Genomic DNA, 21,117 nt, shown 5'->3' with positions numbered 1-21,117 from the left:
ATGAATAAAATTTGTTTTTTTATTGTTTTTACGTTTTTAATAAGTTGCAAAAAAGAGCCAGCCCTAAATTCGGACTCTACAAAAGGAGGTGAACCTACAGTCAAAACAGACAAAGAAGGAGAAGTTCTTGAAATTGACACTATGTTGATTGCTGCTTTTAAAAGTAAATCGCTCATGGATTTTTACAGGTCCAGAGAGGATAAAACCGTATGGCAGTCTGAAAAAAACAGAAAAATAATTCTTGAAACGATTAAGAAATGTGAAAATGAAGGGTTGAGCCCCTCGGATTACAGTGTCTTAAAATTAGAAAAGTTGGAGGAAAATTTCAATGAATTAGACGAAGAGCAACAAATACAATATGATTTATTGCTTTCCTATAACTTTGAAAAACTCTTGAAACAGCTCCATCGAGGAAAATTGAATCCAAAGAATTTGTATTATAATTGGGATTTGCGAATAGAAGATCCGGATGTGACATTGATTTTGAATAATGCTTTGGAAAAAGATTCTTTGGCTGCTGTAATAGAGAAATGCAAGCCTCAAGCTATAACTTACAATAAATTGATAGAGGCATTGGAAATCATTAATAAACTTCCAGAAGATAAGACACAGTCTTTGGATACGGCTTATGTGATGAAGCACAATCATTCAAAAAAGGGAATGATCGACGTCAAAAAGAAATTGATCTATTGGAAGGATTTAGAAACTAACGACAGCCTGACGGCTTTTTATGACGATAAGACATTTGAAGCAGTGAAAAAATTCCAAACCAGACATGGATTATTGTCTGACGGAGTTATTGGTAAAAGCACCATAAAAGCCCTAAATTTTACCAAAGAAGACAGGAAGCATCAGATCATTGCCAATTTAGAGCGATGGAGATGGTATGCCAAATCATTTGCTCCCAATTATGTTCTAATTAATATTCCTGATTATAGCCTGAAAGTAGTCGAAGACCAAAATGTTACTATGACTAAACGCATAGTTGTAGGGAAAAGAAAAAGGAGAACACCGGTATTGACCTCAGTTTTACAGACAGTTGTTTTTAATCCGACCTGGACAGTTCCTCCGACTATTTTGAAAGAAGATATTGTTCCTGAAATGATCAAAGACCGAAACTATTTGAAAAAAATGGGTATCGGAATTTTTGATTCTGATAGTAATGAAGTGAATCCGTCAAAATGGGATTCGACCAGGCCAAGAGGCTATCGTTACATTCAAAAACCGGGTTATAATAATGCGCTTGGAGTCGTTAAAATTAATTTTCCAAACCGATTCAGTGTTTATATGCACGATACCAATCATCGTGATTTGTTTGAACGAAACTTTCGATCACTGAGTTCCGGTTGTGTGCGTATTGAAGAACCTTTGGAATTGGTCGAGCTTTTATTGGATAATCCTGATAAATATTCCAGAGAAAAAATGGATTCTATTATCGACAAAAAGAAGACTCTTTATATCAAAATAATTAAGCGTTATGCTGTATATCAATGGTATTGGACGGCATGGAGTGAAAACGGAGAATTGTTTTTTGTGGATGATATCTACAATTTGGACGCCGATTTATATGCCCAATTACGAAATTAGTCTGGGTTGTTTCAAGTTGTTTAAAGAAGGATGATAGATGTACAAACAGGATTGGTCTTTTATCATTGAAATAATTTCAGATGCAAATTCAACAGGAACTGCCGGGCATCCCTGACTTCTTCCTAATCGGTTGTGTTGTTTTATAAATGATTCCGAAACATAATCGGCGCCATGAACGACAACGGCTCTTTTGCGTGCAGAATCATTTATACCTTTTTCTAAACCATCCAGTTTTAGTGAGATGCCGTGTTTTCCATTATACACTTCTCCTGTTACATAGAAGCCTAAACTGCTTTTGAAAGATTCTGGAGAATTGGAAAAGTTATTAGCGAATTCCTCTCCTGTGTTTCTTCCGTGAGCAACTAAAGATTGAAAAAGTATTTGATCGGTTGCCAAATCAATGATCCAAAGACGCTTTGAATTGGATGATAAACTAAAATCAATTAATGTTAAGATATCTTTCTTGATTGCACCTTTTTCTTTTAATGCATAGAATCCTTTCAAAGCTTCGGCAAAACACTCTTCATTCGGTAACTGAAACTGATTGGTTTGCAGAGAATCATAAATGGAGTGGATCTTACTGTCAATATTTGACAGCACATTTGAAACAATTAATTTTTTTGTTGTTATTTTAGGGGAAACTTCGGTATCACTTTTAAACGAGAAAGAAGCGAATAGAAATATTATTACGATAAAAATCTTATAAATCATTGAAATTCATTTAGTTGAATATTAATTTGGGGGCTACAAATATACAAACAAATTCAGGTTCAAAAAATAAAAATGCAGTTTAACGATAAATTTTGATTTTTTGTCGACTTTTAGTCACAAAATTGTAACCTATGTCAGTATATTTTTAAAATTTTACATTATTTTTGTTAGAAACCAATATCTTTTTATGACCAAAATTAGAAACAGTATTGTTTTTTTTGTAATTATTTGCACAAGCCTACTACTGCACGGTCAAAAAAAGACACTTAATGTGAAATCGATTGCGTCCAAGATTTCCATTGATGGTAAGATTTCGGAAGATACATGGAATTCGGCAGAAATTGCTACGGATTTTGTAATGTATCAACCTGATAACGGTAAGCTGATAAGTGAGAATAAAAAAACAGAGGTAAGAGTAGTTTATGATAATGACGCAATTTATATTGCTGCGACATTATATGACGAAAACCCAGCCAAAATAAAAAAGGAAATCACTAATAGGGATGTTTTCGGTGTGTCTGATTATTTTGCAATATTCATTAATGGATTTAATGACGGGCAACAGGATTTTCGGTTTTATGTAACCTCTGCCGGAGTTCAGTTGGATTGTATTGCTACCGAAGATAATAAAGATTTTTCATGGGATGCTATTTGGGACAGTAAGGCAGTGATAACCGATAAAGGGTGGGTTGTCGAAATGAAAATCCCTTATGCAGCTATACGTTTTCCAAATTCAAATAAACAAACTTGGGGTATCAACTTCCTTAGGAATATACAGCGTGATGTACAGGTGTATTCTTGGAATCGGATTGATACTAAAATTGGAGCGGAATTGACCCAAAACGGATTGTTAGAAGGAATCGAAAACATTAAGACACCAACCCGATTATTCTTCATTCCTTACGCGTCAGTCTACTATCAAAAAGACAAATTTCAATCGGATAAAACATTTAAGGGAGGTGTTGATATCAAATATGGAATCAATGATGCCTTTACTTTGGATGCTATTTTAGTACCTGATTTTGGTCAAACCAAATTTGATAATGCTATTTTGAATCTAGAACCTTTCGAACAACAATTGAATGAAAATCGACCTTTTTTTACAGAAGGAACAGAGCTGTTTTCTAAAGGGAATTTGTTTTATTCCAGAAGGATAGGCGGCTATCCAAGTTCTGAGCCAGAACTGAAGGAAAATGAAAAAATTACCGACTATCCAAGTACTGTTGATTTGCTTAACGCAATTAAAATATCAGGACGTACTAAAAATGGTTTGGGAATAGGTTTTTTGAATGCCCTTACCGAAAAAACATACGCAACCATAAAAGATACCGTAGCTATGACTACCAGAAAAGAAGTCATAGAACCACTTGCCAACTATAATATTATTGTTTTGGATCAGCGGTTCAATCAAAATTCATCGGTTACTTTTATTAATACCAATACTATTCGAAATGGTAGTTTTAGGGATGCTAATGTTGCCGGGCTTTTATTCGATTTGAATACAAAGAAAAACAGTTACAGTCTGAACGGGGATTTTAAATACAGTTCGGTAAATACGATTGATGATTATGACGGTTATAAAACAGCTCTGAATTTTGAAAAGACAAGCGGAAAAATTCGATATCAAGTTTCGGGAAAATACATTTCTGAAAATTATGATGTCAATGATTTAGGACTTATTTATTATACAAACTATCATAATGCTTATGGAAATGCGAGTTATAGAATCTTGAATCCTACCTCTGTTTTCAATACTTTTAAAGTGGTTCAGGAAGCTAGTTTGGAAATCCAAAATACAACAGGAAAAGTTCAGGACGATTATTTAAAGGCAACTATAGGGGCTTCTTCTTTAAAAAATACCTATTATGAATTTTCGTTGCTTTATACTCCAAGACCTACTTTCGATTTTTACGAGCCAAGGGTATATGGACGTTATGTTTATGTTCCAAAAAGAGTATCTTCTTATTTTGGGTTTGAGTTAAACAGGAATCACGCTTTTACAGTTGATGCGACAGTATCATTTGCGAAATTTGATGAAGATGACAGAGATACTTATGGAATTTATATTAATCCGAAATATCGTTTCAATAATCAATTTTCATTGGAGTATGCTTTAGATTATACAGATAAGAGAAATGATAGGGGACGCATAGACAATGATGATTCAGGCATTGTTTTTGCCGAAAGAAATAGAGAAATTCTCCAGAATACACTTACTGGTAAATTTGCTATTACCAATAGAATGTCTCTAAATCTTGATGTTCGTTATTATTGGTCTTATGCTGATAATCATGAGTTTTTTACGTTGCAGGATGATGGCTATCTAACTCCAAATCCAAGCTATAATCTTAATAAAAACAGAAACTTCAATTCCTGGAACTTAGATTTATCGTATTCATGGTGGTTTGCTCCTGGTAGCGAAATGATTGTTTTGTATCGTAATTATGCTTTGGAAGAAACTAATCAAATTGAGAAGGATCTTTCAAATAACTTGAAGAATGTTTTCAATAGCAATTTGACCAATATTATTTCTTTAAGTCTTCGTTATTATATTGATTACAATGTTGTTAAAAATAAATTCTAATCTTTTTTTTACAAAAGTGTAACATTAGTGGTAATCTGCAGTCTATTCTAGCACAAAATATTAAAATCAAATTTTAGAACCCGATTAGAGTTTGGTTTGCTATTTTTTTAAGTGACTAAAATTACCCTATTTCATGAAAAAGTATTTCTTCTTTTGTTTTCTTTTATTCTCAACTTTGATATATAGTCAGAAGAAATCTTTGCAAACAAAATTTACTACTGAAAAAATAACTTTAGATGGGAAACTGGATGAAGCAACCTGGCAATCTGTTCCTGTTGCTACTGATTTTGTTATGTTTCAACCAGACAACGGTAAAGCAATTCCTTATAACAAAAGAACTGAGGTTAGGATTTTGTTTGATAACGAAGCGATTTATGTTGGTGCTTTGATGTATGACGATGAACCAAATAAAATTTTGCGTGAATTAACCAAAAGAGATGATTTTGGTGCTTCCGATTTTTTTGGCGTGTTCATCAATGGTTATAACGATGGACAGCAAAATTTTGAATTTTTTGTAAATGCCGGTGACGGTCAAGCCGATTGTTTGGCGACAGATAACAATGGAGAAGATTATTCCTGGGATGCTGTTTGGGACAGTAAGGCAGTTATTACGGATTTTGGATGGGTTGTAGAAATGAGGATTCCTTATGCTGCATTACGATTTTCGAGCGAAAGCAAACAAAAATGGGGTGTTAACTTTTTCAGGGAAATAAGTAGGGATCGCCAAAAATATTCATGGAATTTAATCGATAACAAAATAGGAACATTTACCCAACAAAATGGAACAGTTGAGGGAATTGAAAATATAAAAACACCTACGAGACTTTTCTTTTTGCCATATGCTTCTTTTTATACGTATGCTAATGCTGACCAAAAAACCTATGGAGAACTAAAAGGAGGTTTGGATATTAAATATGGAATAAATGATGCTTTCACACTTGATGCGATGCTAATTCCTGATTTTGGACAAACCAAATACGATGATCGAATACTTAATTTGAGTCCGTTCGAACAGCAATTTAATGAAAATCGTGCTTTTTTTACCGAAGGAACTGATTTATTCAGCAAAGGAAATCTTTTTTATTCCCGAAGAATAGGTGGTTCACCTTCCTCTAGTCCTGAGACAAAAACTAATGAAGAAGTAATAGAAAGTCCATCAACTGTAGATCTTTATAATGCTACAAAAATTTCAGGAAGAACAAAAAGCGGATTGGGAATTGGATATCTTAATGCGGTTACCCAAAAGACATATGCCGTTATTAAGGACACAATCACTCAGGAAACCCGACGTGTTTTGGTAGAACCGTTGACTAATTACAATGTCTTGGTTTTTGATCAGCGTTTTCATAAAAATTCTTCGGCAACCTTAATCAATACAAATGTTACCCGAGAAGGATCTTTTAGAGATGGAAATGTGACAGGATTGGTATGGGATTTAAACACGGCCAAAAACACTTATAACTTAGCCGGAAATTTTAAATACAGTTATGTCAACGATATTGAAGATAAGAAAAAAGGGATCAATTCCTTATTGAGTTTTTCTAAAACAAGCGGCAAATATCGTTATTATGTTGAAAGTAATTTGGTTACTAAGGATTTTGATAACAACGATTTGGGAATCAATTTTGAAACCAATTATTATAGTTTTTATGGGAATACCAGTTATCGTATTCTTAACCCAACCAAAAGATTCAATTCTTTCAATACCAATGTCAATGCTTATACCCAATTTCAAAAGAAAACTGGAAAGTTGCAATCAGATCAGATTAATTGGAATGTGAACACCACTTCAAAGAAGAATCACTATGTGGGTTTTGGGTTGCAGTATCGCCCTGTTGAGACTTACAATTATTACGAACCCAGATCTGAAGGTCGTTACAGTATTGATCCTACTCGTTTTGGAGGTTGGTTTTCGATATCAACAAATTATAACAAAAAATTTGCTTTCGATTTTAATCCATCTTTTGCGTACTTAAATGAACCGGGCAGGGATTCGTATGGATTTTATCTGAGTCCGAGATACCGTTTTAGCGATCATTTGGCAGTAAACTATGAATTTAATTTTTTCCGCCAAAACAATAACAAAGGCTATGTTGATAATAGTTCCAATAATGATGCTTTGCCTCCGGATATGATAATTTATGCCAATCGTGATGTGATTAATTATACCAATACGCTCAATGGAAAATATTCACTGAACAGTAAAATGAATTTTAATCTTTCTGCCCGTTATTATTGGTCATATACCGAGAACAAAAACTTTTATGAACTTGAAAACAATGGTAGGTTGAGTTCTTATGATAGTTATACCGAGAACAAAAATCAAAATCTGATTACCTGGAATTTGGATGTGTCTTATAATTGGTGGTTTGCCCCAGGAAGTCAAATGACTATTTTGTACCGAAGCAATGCTGCAAAATATGATAATTTGATCAATAAGGATTTTGGAAATAATTATACCAGTTTACTTAATAACGAAGATTTAAGTCATGTTGTGTCTATAAGCGTGAAGTACTTCATCGATTATAATCGAGTTAAAAATATTTTTTAGTTAATAATTACGAAAACGTTTTATACGCAAAAGTATTTTTACAGGATAAAATTCTCTTCAAAATTCTCGATTTTTATACTGGTTTTTTGAGGATTTTTTTTGCGTTTTTTTTACAAAAAAAGGCTTTTTACAACACAATTTTAGGTATTTGTTGTACTTCGCTTTTTTATGTACAATAGTAGTTTTGACGAACTTATATTTTTTGGGAAAGCTTTATCTTTGCAAAAAATTTCATACCATGAACAAAAAAGTAATTTTAATGATTTTAGACGGTTGGGGAAAATCTCCTGACCCGAAAGTTTCTGCAATTGATAATGCAAATGTTCCGTTTATAAATAGTCTTTATACAAAGTATCCGAATGCACAACTTCGTACAGACGGATTAAATGTTGGTCTTCCGGAAGGACAAATGGGAAATAGCGAAGTAGGGCACATGAACCTTGGAGCGGGAAGAATTGTTTATCAAGATTTGGCCAAAATCAATCTTGCCGTTGAACACAAAACATTGGCAAAAGAGCCAGTATTAATTGAAGCTTTTGAATATGCCAAACAAAACAATAAAAAAGTACACTTTTTAGGTTTACTTTCAGATGGAGGTGTTCACTCACACACTTCTCACTTAAGAGGATTAATCGATGCCACTCAAGAGTACGGATTACAAAATGTATTTGTACATGCTTTTACGGATGGTCGTGACGTAGATCCTAAATCAGGGAAAAAATACGTTCAGGATTTAGAAAACTATATTTACCCTACTACTGTGAAATTAGCATCGATAACAGGTCGTTACTATGCAATGGACAGAGATAAACGTTGGGAAAGAGTAAAATTGGCCTATGATGCAGTGGTTAATGGAGAAGGAATCTATTCAACAGATGCCGAGGCAAGTATTAAAGAAAGCTACAAAAAAGATGTAACCGATGAGTTTATCCAACCAATTATTATGGTTGATGGAAATAACCAGCCTGTTGCAACAATTAAAGAGGATGACGTTGTTATTTTCTTCAACTTTAGAACGGACAGAGGTCGTGAGTTGACTGAAGCACTTTCGCAAAAAGACTTCCACGAGCAAAACATGCACAAATTACAGTTGTACTATGTGACGCTTACAAACTATGATGAAACTTACGAAAATGTAAAAGTGGTTTATAATAAAGATAATATCACTGAAACATTGGGTGAAGTTTTGGAAAAAGCCAATAAAAAACAAATTCGTATTGCCGAAACAGAAAAATATCCACACGTAACATTTTTCTTCTCAGGAGGTCGTGAAACTCCATTTGAGGGTGAAACCAGAATTTTGAGAAACTCTCCAAAAGTAGCTACTTACGATTTGCAACCAGAAATGAGTGCTTATGAATTGAAAGATGCTTTGGTACCTGAATTGAACAAAGGAGAAGTTGATTTCGTGTGTTTAAACTTTGCTAATGGTGACATGGTTGGGCATACAGGAGTTATGGAGGCTGCAATTAAAGCTTGCGAGGCTGTTGATGCCTGCGTGAAAGAAGTTGTTGAAGCGGCTCTTGCCAATGACTACACAACTATTGTAATTGCTGACCACGGTAATTGTGAGACGATGATTAACCCTGACGGTACTCCAAATACGGCTCACACTACGAATCCAGTGCCAATTATTTTGGTGGATAAAGAATTGAAAAACATCAACAATGGTGTTTTAGGAGATATTGCGCCAACAATTCTTGCTTTGATGGGAATCGAGCAACCAGCTGCAATGACTAGTCATTCTTTGCTATAAAAAGACGCCGATTGGTACTTTTGAAATAAATAAAAATGGGTGTGAAATTAATTTTTCGCACCCATTTTCTTTACATTTTATCCAATAAATAAAAATACTCCCGCTCGATACTTTCCTGATGATTGGGATGGGCAATTCTGACCATTTCGGCGGCACGTTGTTTTAAGGTTTTACCGTATAAATCGGCAATTCCGTTTTCGGTGATGACATAATGGATATGACCTCTGGTGGTTACCACTCCAGCACCTTGTTTCAAAAATGGAACAATCCTGCTTACCCCGTTTTTTGTGGTTGATGGCAAAGCAATAATAGCTTTTCCTCCATCGCTTAAAGAGGCGCCACGAATAAAATCCATTTGACCTCCAACTCCCGAATACATTCTTGGGCCTATAGAATCGGCACAAACTTGTCCGGTTAAATCAACTTCTATTGCCGAATTAATAGCTATCATTTTTGGATTTTTTCGGATTCTGGCGGTATCATTCACCGTTGAAGATTCCCGTAATTCAATAAACGGATTGTCGTTTACAAAATCATACAAACGCTTAGAACCTAGTACAAAAGTGGATAGCACTCTTCCTCTTAATGAACCTTTATAATTACAATTTATTACATTGCTTTCAATCAGGTCAATAACGCCATCCGAAAACATTTCGGTATGCAATCCTAAGTCTTTGTGATCTCCTAATTTGCTCAAAGCGGCATTCGGAATTGAACCAATGCCCATTTGAAGTGTACTTTTGTTCTCAATCAAAGAGGCGATATAATGCCCTATTTTATCTTCCTCGACTGTAAAAGGTTCTACTTCGTGAGAATAAATAGGCATATCTACATCTACCAAATAATTTATTTCTGAAACATGCAGAATTCCGTCACCAAAAGTTCGGGGCATTTGAGGATTTACTTGTGCAATTACAATTTTTGCATTTTCAATCGCTGCAACCGAAGCTTCCACCGAAACTCCCAAAGAACAATATCCATGACTGTCCGGTGGAGATACATGAATAAAAGCGACATCAATAGGTAAAACATTTCTTCGGAACAAGCGCGGTAATTCGCTTAAAAACACAGGAGTGTAGGAACCGTTCCCAGCTTTTAAAGTATGTCGAACATTTCCGCCAATAAAAAATGAATTGACATGGAAACTTTCGGCAAGCTCAGGATTTGCATATCGGGCTTCGCCTTCCGTGTGCAAATGACATATTTCCACATTTCTTAGTTCCGGAGCTCTTTCGGTCAGTGCATTGGCCAGAATTGTTGGTGTTGCTGCGGCGGCTTGGAGATAAACTCGATTACCTGATTTTATTCTTTTGACAGCCTCTTCGGCAGTGACATATTTTCCCATAAACTATGTATTTGTGACAAATGTATTTAATTAGAGTAATCCAATATATGACAATGCTCATGCTCAATTTGAAAATTCACGAATTCGAATTTATCAGTGATTTGGAAAAATTCCTTTCTTGAGACTGGGCAGGTTTTTTACTTTTTTGGAATATAAATATTTCGTTCAGGTTAGCTATTCTAAAATAGTCACAATCATAAAAACGGTATTTTTTTGTTTTCGACTAGTTCAAAAAACTCAAATCTGCTCCGCTCTCCAGTTCTTCAGGTGATTGATTTTGTCTAAAAAGACGCGCTTGTAAGTTTCCTTTTAAAGTAATTTTGTTTCCTTTTACATCTAACCAACTTCCTTCGCGTAATCCCAAAACCGGCAATGTGTTAAAAGCATGAAACTCTTTGATTCTCGTTTCTCTGGTTTCTCCCATGTGTTTGGATTGTAAGTCTGGATCCAAATAATGCGGATTCAAATTAAACGGTATCAATCCCAAAGTTTGAAAACTTGGTGGATAGATTATTGGCATATCGTTGGTCGTTTGCATGGTCATTCCGCAAATGTTGCTTCCTGCACTGGTTCCAAGGTAAGGGGTTCCGTTTTTTACAGTATCGGCAAGAATTGTCATCAGGTCGTTTTTATACAATTGAGTAACCAATAGAAAAGTGTTTCCACCGCCTGTGAAAATACCTTCGGCTTTTTGAACAGCTTCTTTTGGATTTTCAAATTCGTGCAAGCCTTTTACAGCTATGTTTATTTTTTCGAAAGCCGTAGCAACTTTGGAAGTGTACTCATCATGTGATATTCCGCTTGGTCTGGCAAATGGAATAAACAGAATAGTTTTGCAATCTTTGAAATGTAATTGTAATTCAGGCAGTAAGTATTCCAAGTATTCTCCTTCGTGTAAGGTCGAAGTACTGGCTATGATACAGTTTTTCATTTTTTTTGTTTTTTGTTTTGAGTAAAATTTGGCATAAAGGTATAAAATGATTGTTTTTTAATGTGTTGCCTAAAGATTTTAATTAACAAACTTTTACCAACTAGTTAATAATTAATTTGGATGGCTTTGGGATACTTTTACATTTTATAAATGAGGTTGAGATGAAGTTTTTCTCTTAAAGAACTTATAGGTTAATAGTCAAAGAGAAATGTTTCTGATGGATAATTCAAAAGAATAATAATCAACTCCCAAATTGCGTGTGAAGAAGAATTTTACTTTTTTATTTATTGCCTTTTTTTTGACACAGCTAATCGTTGCACAAGCGAGTATGGAAAAATGGTTAAAAGGGCAGGTGAGTTCGGATGGGATTCCAGTAGAAGGAATTAATATTACAAATGCTTCTACCAAAGTAATGGTTGTGTCCGATTCTAATGGTGCTTTTACAATTCTAGCAAAAGAAGGTGATATATTGAATTTCTCATCAGTGAATTATGAGGATTTACGGAAATACATTAAGATTCAGGAATTCAAGTTGGGAATTATAGCAGTCGATTTGACACCCAAAAGTATCGAATTGAAGGAAGTGATTATTAATGAACATCCGGAAATAAGTGCCGAAAATCTTGGAATAATTCCTCGTAATCAAGTTAAGTTAACTCCGGCAGAGCGAAGATTGCAAACAGCAGGCGATTTTAAACCGATTCAGTTATTGGGGATTTTGGGTGGGGCATTGCCTATTGATCCTATTTTAAACGCCATAAACGGACGGACCAAAATGCTCAAAAAAGAGTTAAGTATTGAGAAAAAAGAGTTTTTGATAGCTAAACTTGATGGTTTGTTTGAAGATAGATATTACATGGAAACCCTGAAAATACCAGAAGATTACATCAAGGGGTTTCAATATTATTGTGTCGAAGACCAAGATTTTGCTAGGTCTTTGAATGAAAAAAATAAAACAATGAGTATGTTTTTAATTGTGGGTTTAGCCTCCACTTTTAATAAATACAGAGAAAGTAATTCAGAGAAACGTTAGTCCAAAATATTTTGAATTGTGAAGAATAGTTTAATAGTACTGCTTGTTTTGTTGGGGCAAAATCAATTATTGATTGCTCAAACCAATGTAGAGAAAATGATAACAGGAATTGTTGCGTCTAACGGCATTAAGTTGGAGGGGATAAGCATTGTTAATTGCTCCAATAAAATGATAGCAGTTACTGATGTTGATGGCTGTTTTTCTATTCAGGCAAAAGATGGAGATATTTTAAACTTTTCAGGGATTGACTATAAGTACCTTCGAAAATATGTTTATATGTTCGAATACAGTTCAGGAACCATGGAGGTAAATATGAATCCTAAGGCAATAGAATTGGATGAGGTAATTATAAATAAGTATGCAAATATAACGGCCGAAAATTTAGGGATAATTCCGAAGGGAATGGTTAGACTCACGCCGCAACAAAGAAAATTGTATGATAATTCTGGAGGAATTCAGGGGCTTTATAGTTATTTGTCTGGTGAAAAGAGTTTTCTAAAAATGAATGTTGAGGTCGAAAAGAAAGAGACGATGCTGAAAAAACTAGACTATCTTTTTGGAAATAAATATTATACCGAAAGGTTGAAAATACCCGAAGAATATATCAAAGGGTTTCAGTATTATTGTGTAGAAAACTCTGAATTTGTTGAATCTTTGAATTTAAAGAATAGAACTAAAACCATGTTTTTGATGACAAATTTAGCGATTGCATATAATCAGAACAGATTAAGTGAATAAATCTGGTTTTGATTTTACTGTGAAAGGATTGGAAAGTGTTGATTGATTGTCTTTTGCTTTGTTAAGCAGTTGCTTTGACTAAAATTATAGTAAAAATAACAGAAGTGTATATCAGTGGGATTAAAATAAATTTGTAATTTTAATAGTTGTAAAAGTATCATTTGGGTACTAAAAATGCTTTTGAGGTTGCTAATCTTTATTTAATTTTAAATGAAAACACTGGTAGGAATATTGATTTTGTTTTTAAGTTGCCAGCTTGGCTTTAGTCAGATTTTGACACGTAAACCTTTGCAGGGAATGGTGGTAAACGATTCGGTTGCTATAGAAAGCGGTTTGGTGTTTAATTTGAATGCAAAATCGGGTGTCATTATTAGTAACAAAGGCTATTTCAGTATTATGGCTAAGGTAAAAGATACCTTGGTTTTTTCCAGTTTAGGTTTTAAAAGCAAAAGAATAGTAATCTCTCAAACGGATCTAAATTCTTCTTTTTTTAGAGTAAAATTAGATGCAGTAGCCAAACAATTATTGACAGTTCTTGTTTATGCCAAACATGGGCCACATGCTGATTTTGGAAACACCCAAAAAATTGTTGACACCCAATATTTCGATGATAATCAAGCTTCACCAGACAATATTTTAATGATGCCGACAGGTACAGGCGATCCGAATGCCATGGACGTTATCCGTGTTTATAAAAAGATTTTTAAAAATTTGTTTAAAAATAATCCTGAAAAAGCTGATTTAGTTTCGGATGTTGGATTTACAACTGTTGCAATGAATCGTATCAGTTATTCCTTTTTTACAGATCAACTAAAATTGAAAGATGATCAAGTTGGATTGTTTTTGATGTTTTGTGAAAACGATCCAAAATCAAAAACATTTGTCAATACCACAAGTCAGGAATTTGAAATCATGGATTTTTTGATTACAAAAAATACGGAGTTCAGAAATATTACTACTTTTGAAAAATGAAATCGCCATTAACCAATAGGTTTGTTGCAAACAAATACCAATAAATAAAAGGCGACCCGAGTGGTAGCGAATTGGCAAAGCATACCATATATGGCCTATGGCAAATAACTTTTACATATATGAAAAAAGGATTAGTAGTTACCCTTTTATTGTTTTTTGCGTTTTCAATAAGCAGTTTTGGCGTGCATAAATTTTATATGGGTATTTTCCAAATTAACTATGCTTCCGAAAAAAAAATGCTTCAGGTTACTTCCCGCATATTTGTTGATGATCTCAATAAAACTTTGGAAAAAAAATACAGCAAAAAGTTTTTTTTAGGAACTGATAAAGAAACTCCCGAATCAGTAGAGTTGTTTAAAAAATACCTTTTAGAAAAGTTTGTCTTAAAAGTAAACGGGCAATCCAAAACGATGAATTTCCTCAGTAAAGAAATGGATGGAGACGTATTGATTTGTTATTTAAACTTAAAAGATGTTTCAAAAATATGTTCACTCGAAATTTATAATTCGGTCTTGATCGATGGTTTTCCCGAACAGCAAAATATAGTTCATGTAACGGCATTTGGTACTAAGAAAAGTTTTCTTTTTACAGAGACTTCTACGAAACAAGTGTTAAAATATTGACAAAAAACAACAATTCTGTTTAAAATTGTTATTTTCACCGCCTGAAATTATTTCAATTCGGGTTTATGAAAAAACTATCACTATTATTTATTCTTCCAACAATCTTATTGGCACAGGAAAAAGCAGTAACACCAACTGCGAAACAATCCGGTAAATATGATACCAATAAATTTAGTCAGATGTATGATTTATTGGCAACGCCAAATATGTTTCGTACAGCAGCAGGGGCGCCAGGTCCGGCTTATTACCAGCAACAAGCTGACTATAAAATTGATGTAGAACTGGATGATAAAATTGCTAAATTAAGCGGTTCCGAAGCGATTACTTACTACAACAATTCGCCTGATAATTTAGAATATCTGTGGATACAATTGGATCAAAACCAAGGTGCTAAAAACTCTCAAACACCATTGGCCGAGAGCAAGAAGATAGTTCCTGTTTTAACTCCGGAAAAATTTACAAATGAATATTTAAAACAAGATTTAGATCGTGGTTTTAATATTGAATATGTAAAAGATGCTAAAGGCAATCCGATGTCGTATGCAATCAATCAAACTATGATGCGTATTAATTTGGCCACTCCAATGAAACCGGGAACAAGTATGACTTTCTCGATAAAATGGTGGTACAATATCAATAATTATCAAAAGGAAACCATTAATGGGCGTTCAGGTTATGAATCTTTTCCTAAAGATGGAAACCGATTATATGTTATAGCTCAATTTTATCCAAGAATGGCTGTCTATAATGATGTTGAAGGATGGCAAAACATGCAGTTTTGGGGTGGAGGTGAATTTGCTTTACCGTTTGGGAATTTTGATGTAAATATTACAGTGCCAGCGGATCATGTAATTGACGCGACAGGTGAATTAATGAACAGAAGCGAAGTTTTTACACCTGAACAGGTAAAAAGATACCAATTGGCTCAAAAATCATTCGACAAGCCTGTGGTTATCGTAACACAAGCTGAAGCTGAAGCCGCCGAAAAAGGATTTTCGGATAAAAAGAAAACATGGAAATTCAGTGCCAAAAACGTTAGGGATTTTGGAATAGCTACTTCAAGGAAATTCATTTATGATGCGATGGCAGTACAAATGGGAGATAGAGTAGTTATGGCTGAATCTGTTTATCCAAAAGAAGCCAATCCGCTTTGGGGAGAATCTTCGACAAAGATAGTTGCACATACGTTAAAAAGTTATTCTTCACATACTTTTGATTATCCTTATCCGAAAGCTGTTTCTGTTTCGGCTGAAGATCAAGGTATGGAATATCCTATGATTTGCTGGAATTACGGACGCCCAGATGAGAATGGATTTGTGAGCGAGCAAGTTAAAAACGGAATGACAGGGGTGATAATTCACGAAGTTGGGCATAACTTTTTCCCTATGATTGTAAATTCTGATGAGCGTCAATGGACATGGATGGACGAAGGTTTGAATTCATTTATGGAATATATGGCCGAACAGGAGTTAAACCCAAATTTTCCTTCCAGACGTGGACCTGCTAAGAATATTGTTCCTTATATGAGCGGGGATCAAAAATTTTTGGAACCGATAATGTCTAATTCCGAAAATATTATTCAGTTTGGTAATAACGCTTATGGTAAACCTGCAACTGGACTTAATATACTGAGAGAAACTATTATGGGACGTGAATTGTTTGATTATGCATTTAAAATGTATGCAAATAGATGGAAGTTCAAGCATCCAACTCCGGAAGATTTTTTTAGAACAATGGAAGATGCTTCTGCAGTAGATTTGGACTGGTTTTTTAGAGGGTGGTTTTATTCTACTGACTTCGTGGATATTGGTGTTAATGATGTAAAGCAATATTACGTTTCAGAAACTCCAACTTTAGCATTGAAAGACTCTAAAATCAATAAAAAACGTTTTGGAACTGAAAAAGGGCCGTTTGTATATTTAATCGCTGGAGATAATTCAGAATTAAATCAGGATTCAAAGAAACCGTTGCAAATAGAGGATGTAAAATTATTATCAGATTATGTTGCCCAAAATGTGACTCCAGAAGACAAACTGAATTTGAAAAACCCTAAATACTTTTACGAAGTAGAATTCAATAAACCTGGTGGGATGCCAATGCCAATTATCGTCCAAATTACCTATGAAGACGGTACAGTTGATAATTATAAATATCCGGCGCAAATTTGGAGACAAAATAATGAAATAGCCAAGAAAGTATATGCTACCACAAAGGCTATTAAGCAGATTCAAATTGATCCAAAACTAGAAACTGCTGATATTGATGTGACCAATAATTCATGGCCAAAAGGAGAAACAAAATCTAAATTCGATTAGTTTAGAAGTAACGAAGATACTAAGATGCTGAGTCACTAAGATTTTTTAAGCGGAATAAGCTTTGAAACCTTAATGACTTAGCATCTTTTTTTAAGACAATTTTAAAAAACAAAGTTTTAAATTTTAATATCTTTGTCCATTAAATAAACTGAAAAATTATGTTTGGAATAGGAGGAGGTGAATTGGTTTTTATTATGTTCATCGTGTTGATGCTTTTTGGGTCTGATAAAGTGCCTGAAATTGCTAGAACTATGGGTAAAGCAATGGCGCAACTTAAAAATGCTACCAACGATATCAAAAGTGAAATTCAAAAAGGAGCTGAGGCTAATGGTTTTGATCAAAAAACCTTGGATGATTTGACTGGCGGAATCAATTCTGAAATCAATAAGGTTAAGTCAAATCTTTTAGGGGATACTTCCAATTCATTAAATAGTATTACCGAAAGTTTCAATAACGAAGTTAATAAAACTGCTGAAAGTGTTGTTAGTGGTACAAAAAATCCTGATGGGACGAGCGTTTTAGATGATCTTGCAGGGCCAATAAAACGTCAGATGTAATGCTTGAAAAATTACTTTCCCTAGATACCCAATTATTTATTTATCTTAATGGTTTAGGTTCTGAAACCTATGATGGTCTTTGGCTTATCATAACCAAACAAGTTAATTGGATTCCCTTTTTTTTACTGTTACTTTATCTTATTTATAAAAAAATAGGTGTAAAGCAAACGGGTTACTTATTGCTTTTTGTAGCTGTTTTAGTTTTGGCTACTGACCAAATCACTAATCTTTTCAAATATATGGTGCAAAGAGAGCGACCATGTAATAATCCGGAAATCAAATCAATTATAAGAGTTGTACAGGTTCGTAATTCGTTTAGTTTCTTTTCGGGTCACGCTGCTAATACAATGGCTGTATCCACTTTTTTATATCTACTATTCAAGAAACAATTCAAATATTTTGGATTCTTGTTTCTCTGGCCTTTAATTTTTGCCTACAGCCGAATTTATTTAGGGCTGCATTACCCATTAGATATTCTTTCGGGATATTTGTGTGGGTTAATAACTGGCTATTTGATGTATAAAGTCTATCAATGGGCGCTTAGGAGATTTAAGGTTTTAAAAGAAGAGTAAAAAAACTACGTATGTTTTTTAGTAATTTGACGATTTTTTGGTAAATCAGAAATTGTTAATCTAAAATCTGCAATCTTTAAAGTACTCTACTTACTGTCAATCCATCTCTTATAGGCAATAAAACCGTTTCTACTCTTGGATCCTCTTTCAATAATTGATTGTATTCAACCAGTACTTTGGTACTAATGTCATTTGGATGTATCGGTTCCAAAACTTTACCACTCCACAAAACATTATCGGATAAAATGATACCGCCTTTGTTCATTTTTGGCAGAATTATTTCAAAATAGTTCAGGTAGTTTTCTTTGTCTGCATCAATGAAAACTAAATCAAATTTCAGTTCTAAAGTTGGAATAATAGCAACGGCTTCTCCCAAATGTTGCACAATTTGATTTCCCCAAGGAGATTTGTCAAAATGCTTGCGTTGGAAATCAACTAATTCTTCTTTGATATCAATCGTGTGTAATTGTCCATTTTCCTGCATTCCTTCGCATAAACACAAAGCAGAATAGCCTGTGTAAGTCCCAATTTCAAGAATATTTACAGGACGAATCAATTTGGATAACATACTCAAAACGCGTCCTTGGAAATGACCGCTTAGCATTCTTGGCAATAATATTTTTTGGTATGTTTCCTTGTTAAGAGCAGCCAGTAATTCTGGTTCTTTTTCAGAATGTTGCTCGATATAATCTTCTAATTCCTGGGAAATGAAATGCATTTTGTGAGTTGTTGAAATTTGCCACAAAGTTATTCATTTAACATTTATAAAAAGAAATATTATTTGATTTTATATGACATGAAAGCGGTGCGTTAAAAATAAAAAATCCTAATTGAGAAATTAGGAATAGTGTATGTGAGTGTGAAAAGAGATTATGATTTAAAAAGAACAAAATGAATTACAAACTCATCTTTTACTTTTATGATACCTCCCATTTTTGTAGGTGGTTCAAGGGCAATGTCTGAGAATTTTACCGCTACGGTTCCGTCTAATGTTTCTTTGGTGTTTTTTAGGACTAGATTTTGATAGGAAAGGGTTTTGTCTGTTATTTTAAAATTCAAACTGCATTTGTAATTGGTTCCAAATGGTTTTATGTTGGTAATAGTTACGGTACTTTTAGGGAATTTTGTTGCCTTAACAGTAGTTTTAAGGTCTTTGTTCATAATCCTGTTTCCGCACTCAAAATTGTTCATTGAAATTTCCGACTTTAAGCTGTTTTTAGTATTTGAGTTAAAGAAAATGGTATCCCTGAAAGAAAATGAGTTTCCACAATTGTATTTCCCTACTGTGGAATTTCCAAGTATTTCGATATCTAGCCTGTCAATAATGACAGTGTTGGGATCAATTACTGTTGAAATGGGCTTAGCGCTTCCCATTAATAAGGAAAGTGCTAAACCCATAACTAGTATTGTTGTTTTTTGCAACATTTTTTTTTTTTTAGAATGAAATTGCTGCTTCAAATACTAGACCGTTGAATTTACCACCATAAAAGTTATTCGCATTAGAAGTTGGTCCTCCAACAAATTGTGTATAATTTTTATAGTTTTGACTAACATAATCTAATTTCGCAACAATGTTTTTAGTCATGAACCAACCAATACTTGATTCAAATCTGTCTACAGTAACTTTTTCAGCATCAGCATTAGATAGTTTCCCAGATACAGTGTTGTATTTTCCAGCTAAATAGAATTGTTCTTTTTTACCGAATCTGTAAACAACGTCTCCAGCAAATTGGTTAGCAGTACGTTTGTCATCGACACCTGCTTTATCACCTCCTGAAGCTAATTCAATAGTTCCAAAGAATTCAAGACCTTTGTATTTTACAAATGGGTTGAACATGTATGAAGTTGCCCAGTTTTTGAAGTTAGGGTTGTATGTTGCCTCTGGTGTAGAAGTTGAATTATAATTAGTAGGAACATCAACACCGTTGTTTTTATAAGCACCATTGTTTAATACACCCCAGAAACCAAATCCTGATCTAGAAGAAGAGTATAAGTTTGAGTTACCTAAGTTTGAATTATGGTATAGTGAACCTGTAATTCTAACTCTCAAATCTTTGTTCAATTGTTTGTCATATCCAAGTTTAGCCAGGATTGTAGGGCTTACTGCTGTATTTGCATCTGGAGTTGCAGGAGAAAGCGTTGGATAAGTAACTTCTTGAGTACCTTGATTTAAATTTCCATTTGTAGCACCCAACATACTTACCAATCCATTTCTGTTGTAGTAAACTTCAATTCCCATCTCAGTAGTGAATGCGTTCATGATGTTATTTCCAACAAATGCATTTCTAAGGGTAGCACCGTTGTCTGAACTTTTGAAGTGGGCATCACCAAAGTTGTTTTCCATTTGTCCGATTTTAATTGTAGCATATTTCATGATATCGGCCAAGAAGTCTTTTTTGATGAAGTCTAACTTGTCAATTTGTAAATATCCACCTCTTGCATAAGTGTCATTGTGGTGTCTTGAAGCTAAATAAATATCAAGATTTACTCTAACACCATCAAACAATTGAGCTCCAATAGTCATATCAGCTGCAGGAAGAACAAAATTGTTTTCTGTATTCATTAATCTATATCCAGTAATTTTTGATGGAGCTGGAAAATTTGTAGGTTGGTCATTGAACGAATTTATAGCTTGGAAATCCATATTGAATGCTCCTCCAAGATCAACACTGAGTCCTTTAAACTCTCTGTCGTCTTTTTGTACATCAAAAACGTTGATTCCATCTTTACTTCTTGGAATTTGATTTTGCATATCCCCAAAAGTTACTTGGGCATTAACCGCTGTCAGGGACAGCATACCCGCGACTAGAAATATTATCTTTTTCATTTTGTTTTGATTAAA

Annotated in this window: 17 protein-coding genes; 11 read left to right on the top strand and 6 right to left on the bottom strand. The window is 34.1% G+C overall.

Annotated elements, in window-relative coordinates; translation table 11 throughout:
• Nucleotides 1–1,587 carry a L,D-transpeptidase family protein gene (locus tag OZP12_RS19570; RefSeq protein ID WP_281226768.1) on the top strand — a complete coding sequence of 529 codons (1,587 nt, stop codon included), beginning with the start codon at nucleotides 1–3 and terminating at the stop codon, nucleotides 1,585–1,587.
• Here OZP12_RS19570 and OZP12_RS19565 read toward each other — a convergent pair.
• A complete protein-coding gene (locus OZP12_RS19565; RefSeq protein ID WP_281226767.1) occupies nucleotides 1,576–2,298 on the bottom strand; it encodes a murein L,D-transpeptidase catalytic domain family protein in 723 nt (240 codons plus the stop codon). The genes OZP12_RS19570 and OZP12_RS19565 overlap by 12 nt on opposite strands.
• A gap of 187 nt (nucleotides 2,299–2,485) precedes the next feature.
• On the opposite strand from OZP12_RS19565, the gene OZP12_RS19560 reads away from it, so the two are divergent.
• The 3 genes from OZP12_RS19560 to gpmI all read left to right on the top strand — a co-directional run bounded on the left by OZP12_RS19560 (nucleotide 2,486) and on the right by gpmI (nucleotide 9,189).
• The gene (locus OZP12_RS19560; RefSeq protein WP_281226766.1) at nucleotides 2,486–4,882 is read left to right on the top strand and encodes a DUF5916 domain-containing protein; all 2,397 of its coding nucleotides are present in this window, start codon (nucleotides 2,486–2,488) and stop codon (nucleotides 4,880–4,882) included.
• 133 nt (nucleotides 4,883–5,015) lie between these two features.
• Nucleotides 5,016–7,433 carry a DUF5916 domain-containing protein gene (locus tag OZP12_RS19555; protein WP_281226765.1) on the top strand — a complete coding sequence of 806 codons (2,418 nt, stop codon included), beginning with the start codon at nucleotides 5,016–5,018 and terminating at the stop codon, nucleotides 7,431–7,433.
• Nucleotides 7,434–7,671: 238 nt separating this feature from the next.
• Nucleotides 7,672–9,189 carry a 2,3-bisphosphoglycerate-independent phosphoglycerate mutase gene (gene gpmI / locus OZP12_RS19550; protein WP_281226764.1) on the top strand — a complete coding sequence of 506 codons (1,518 nt, stop codon included), beginning with the start codon at nucleotides 7,672–7,674 and terminating at the stop codon, nucleotides 9,187–9,189.
• 70 nt (nucleotides 9,190–9,259) lie between these two features.
• Here gpmI and OZP12_RS19545 read toward each other — a convergent pair whose 3' ends face one another.
• Nucleotides 9,260–10,534 carry an acetyl-CoA hydrolase/transferase family protein gene (locus OZP12_RS19545; protein ID WP_281226763.1) on the bottom strand — a complete coding sequence of 425 codons (1,275 nt, stop codon included), beginning with the start codon at nucleotides 10,532–10,534 and terminating at the stop codon, nucleotides 9,260–9,262.
• Nucleotides 10,535–10,757: 223 nt separating this feature from the next.
• Nucleotides 10,758–11,465: a dipeptidase PepE gene (pepE, locus tag OZP12_RS19540; protein WP_281226762.1), complete on the bottom strand. Its 708-nt coding sequence runs from the start codon at nucleotides 11,463–11,465 to the stop codon at nucleotides 10,758–10,760.
• A 298-nt stretch (nucleotides 11,466–11,763) separates the two neighbouring features.
• Between pepE and OZP12_RS19535 the strand changes: the two genes are divergently transcribed.
• The 7 genes from OZP12_RS19535 to OZP12_RS19505 all read left to right on the top strand — a co-directional run bounded on the left by OZP12_RS19535 (nucleotide 11,764) and on the right by OZP12_RS19505 (nucleotide 18,275).
• Nucleotides 11,764–12,498: a carboxypeptidase-like regulatory domain-containing protein gene (locus tag OZP12_RS19535; protein WP_281226761.1), complete on the top strand. Its 735-nt coding sequence runs from the start codon at nucleotides 11,764–11,766 to the stop codon at nucleotides 12,496–12,498.
• Between the two features lie 18 nt (nucleotides 12,499–12,516).
• Nucleotides 12,517–13,236, top strand: a complete 720-nt coding sequence (locus tag OZP12_RS19530; protein ID WP_281226760.1) for a hypothetical protein — start codon at nucleotides 12,517–12,519, stop codon at nucleotides 13,234–13,236.
• 210 nt (nucleotides 13,237–13,446) lie between these two features.
• The gene (bamP, locus tag OZP12_RS19525; protein ID WP_281226759.1) at nucleotides 13,447–14,208 is read left to right on the top strand and encodes a BamP family beta-barrel-assembly machinery protein; all 762 of its coding nucleotides are present in this window, start codon (nucleotides 13,447–13,449) and stop codon (nucleotides 14,206–14,208) included.
• Nucleotides 14,209–14,327: 119 nt separating this feature from the next.
• Nucleotides 14,328–14,831, top strand: a complete 504-nt coding sequence (locus OZP12_RS19520; RefSeq protein WP_281226758.1) for a DUF6702 family protein — start codon at nucleotides 14,328–14,330, stop codon at nucleotides 14,829–14,831.
• Nucleotides 14,832–14,896: 65 nt separating this feature from the next.
• Nucleotides 14,897–17,146: a M1 family metallopeptidase gene (locus OZP12_RS19515; protein WP_281226757.1), complete on the top strand. Its 2,250-nt coding sequence runs from the start codon at nucleotides 14,897–14,899 to the stop codon at nucleotides 17,144–17,146.
• Nucleotides 17,147–17,304: 158 nt separating this feature from the next.
• Nucleotides 17,305–17,703 carry a Sec-independent protein translocase subunit TatA/TatB gene (locus OZP12_RS19510; protein ID WP_281226756.1) on the top strand — a complete coding sequence of 133 codons (399 nt, stop codon included), beginning with the start codon at nucleotides 17,305–17,307 and terminating at the stop codon, nucleotides 17,701–17,703.
• Nucleotides 17,703–18,275 (top strand): phosphatase PAP2 family protein, encoded by a 573-nt coding sequence (locus OZP12_RS19505; protein WP_281226755.1) that lies wholly within the window; start codon nucleotides 17,703–17,705, stop codon nucleotides 18,273–18,275. The genes OZP12_RS19510 and OZP12_RS19505 overlap by 1 nt, the downstream gene beginning before the upstream one ends.
• 76 nt (nucleotides 18,276–18,351) lie before the next feature.
• Here the strand turns inward: OZP12_RS19505 and OZP12_RS19500 are convergent, their stop codons facing one another.
• From OZP12_RS19500 to OZP12_RS19490, 3 genes are all read right to left on the bottom strand, one after another.
• Nucleotides 18,352–18,993, bottom strand: a complete 642-nt coding sequence (locus OZP12_RS19500; protein ID WP_281226754.1) for an O-methyltransferase — start codon at nucleotides 18,991–18,993, stop codon at nucleotides 18,352–18,354.
• A gap of 152 nt (nucleotides 18,994–19,145) precedes the next feature.
• Complete coding sequence (locus OZP12_RS19495) at nucleotides 19,146–19,673, bottom strand: YceI family protein (protein ID WP_281226753.1); 528 nt, start codon at nucleotides 19,671–19,673, stop codon at nucleotides 19,146–19,148.
• Nucleotides 19,674–19,710: 37 nt separating this feature from the next.
• Nucleotides 19,711–21,102 carry a hypothetical protein gene (locus OZP12_RS19490; protein ID WP_281226752.1) on the bottom strand — a complete coding sequence of 464 codons (1,392 nt, stop codon included), beginning with the start codon at nucleotides 21,100–21,102 and terminating at the stop codon, nucleotides 19,711–19,713.
• Nucleotides 21,103–21,117 lie beyond the last annotated feature (15 nt).

The organism is Flavobacterium aquiphilum (genome assembly GCF_027111335.1).
GTDB lineage: Bacteria > Bacteroidota > Bacteroidia > Flavobacteriales > Flavobacteriaceae > Flavobacterium > Flavobacterium aquiphilum.
This window is presented reverse-complemented; position numbering and strand designations above follow the sequence as displayed.

Bases quoted from the DNA above. Each gene is read 5' to 3' on its own strand.
- OZP12_RS19570 (WP_281226768.1), top strand. From the start codon at position 1: ATGAATAAAATTTGTTTTTTTATTGTTTTTACGTTTTTAATAAGTTGC.
- OZP12_RS19565 (WP_281226767.1), bottom strand. From the start codon at position 2,298: ATGATTTATAAGATTTTTATCGTAATAATATTTCTATTCGCTTCTTTC.
- OZP12_RS19560 (WP_281226766.1), top strand. From the start codon at position 2,486: ATGACCAAAATTAGAAACAGTATTGTTTTTTTTGTAATTATTTGCACA.
- OZP12_RS19555 (WP_281226765.1), top strand. From the start codon at position 5,016: ATGAAAAAGTATTTCTTCTTTTGTTTTCTTTTATTCTCAACTTTGATA.
- gpmI (WP_281226764.1), top strand. From the start codon at position 7,672: ATGAACAAAAAAGTAATTTTAATGATTTTAGACGGTTGGGGAAAATCT.
- OZP12_RS19545 (WP_281226763.1), bottom strand. From the start codon at position 10,534: ATGGGAAAATATGTCACTGCCGAAGAGGCTGTCAAAAGAATAAAATCA.
- pepE (WP_281226762.1), bottom strand. From the start codon at position 11,465: ATGAAAAACTGTATCATAGCCAGTACTTCGACCTTACACGAAGGAGAA.
- bamP (WP_281226759.1), top strand. From the start codon at position 13,447: ATGAAAACACTGGTAGGAATATTGATTTTGTTTTTAAGTTGCCAGCTT.
- OZP12_RS19520 (WP_281226758.1), top strand. From the start codon at position 14,328: ATGAAAAAAGGATTAGTAGTTACCCTTTTATTGTTTTTTGCGTTTTCA.
- OZP12_RS19515 (WP_281226757.1), top strand. From the start codon at position 14,897: ATGAAAAAACTATCACTATTATTTATTCTTCCAACAATCTTATTGGCA.
- OZP12_RS19510 (WP_281226756.1), top strand. From the start codon at position 17,305: ATGTTTGGAATAGGAGGAGGTGAATTGGTTTTTATTATGTTCATCGTG.
- OZP12_RS19505 (WP_281226755.1), top strand. From the start codon at position 17,703: ATGCTTGAAAAATTACTTTCCCTAGATACCCAATTATTTATTTATCTT.
- OZP12_RS19500 (WP_281226754.1), bottom strand. From the start codon at position 18,993: ATGCATTTCATTTCCCAGGAATTAGAAGATTATATCGAGCAACATTCT.
- OZP12_RS19495 (WP_281226753.1), bottom strand. From the start codon at position 19,673: ATGGGTTTAGCACTTTCCTTATTAATGGGAAGCGCTAAGCCCATTTCA.
- OZP12_RS19490 (WP_281226752.1), bottom strand. From the start codon at position 21,102: ATGAAAAAGATAATATTTCTAGTCGCGGGTATGCTGTCCCTGACAGCG.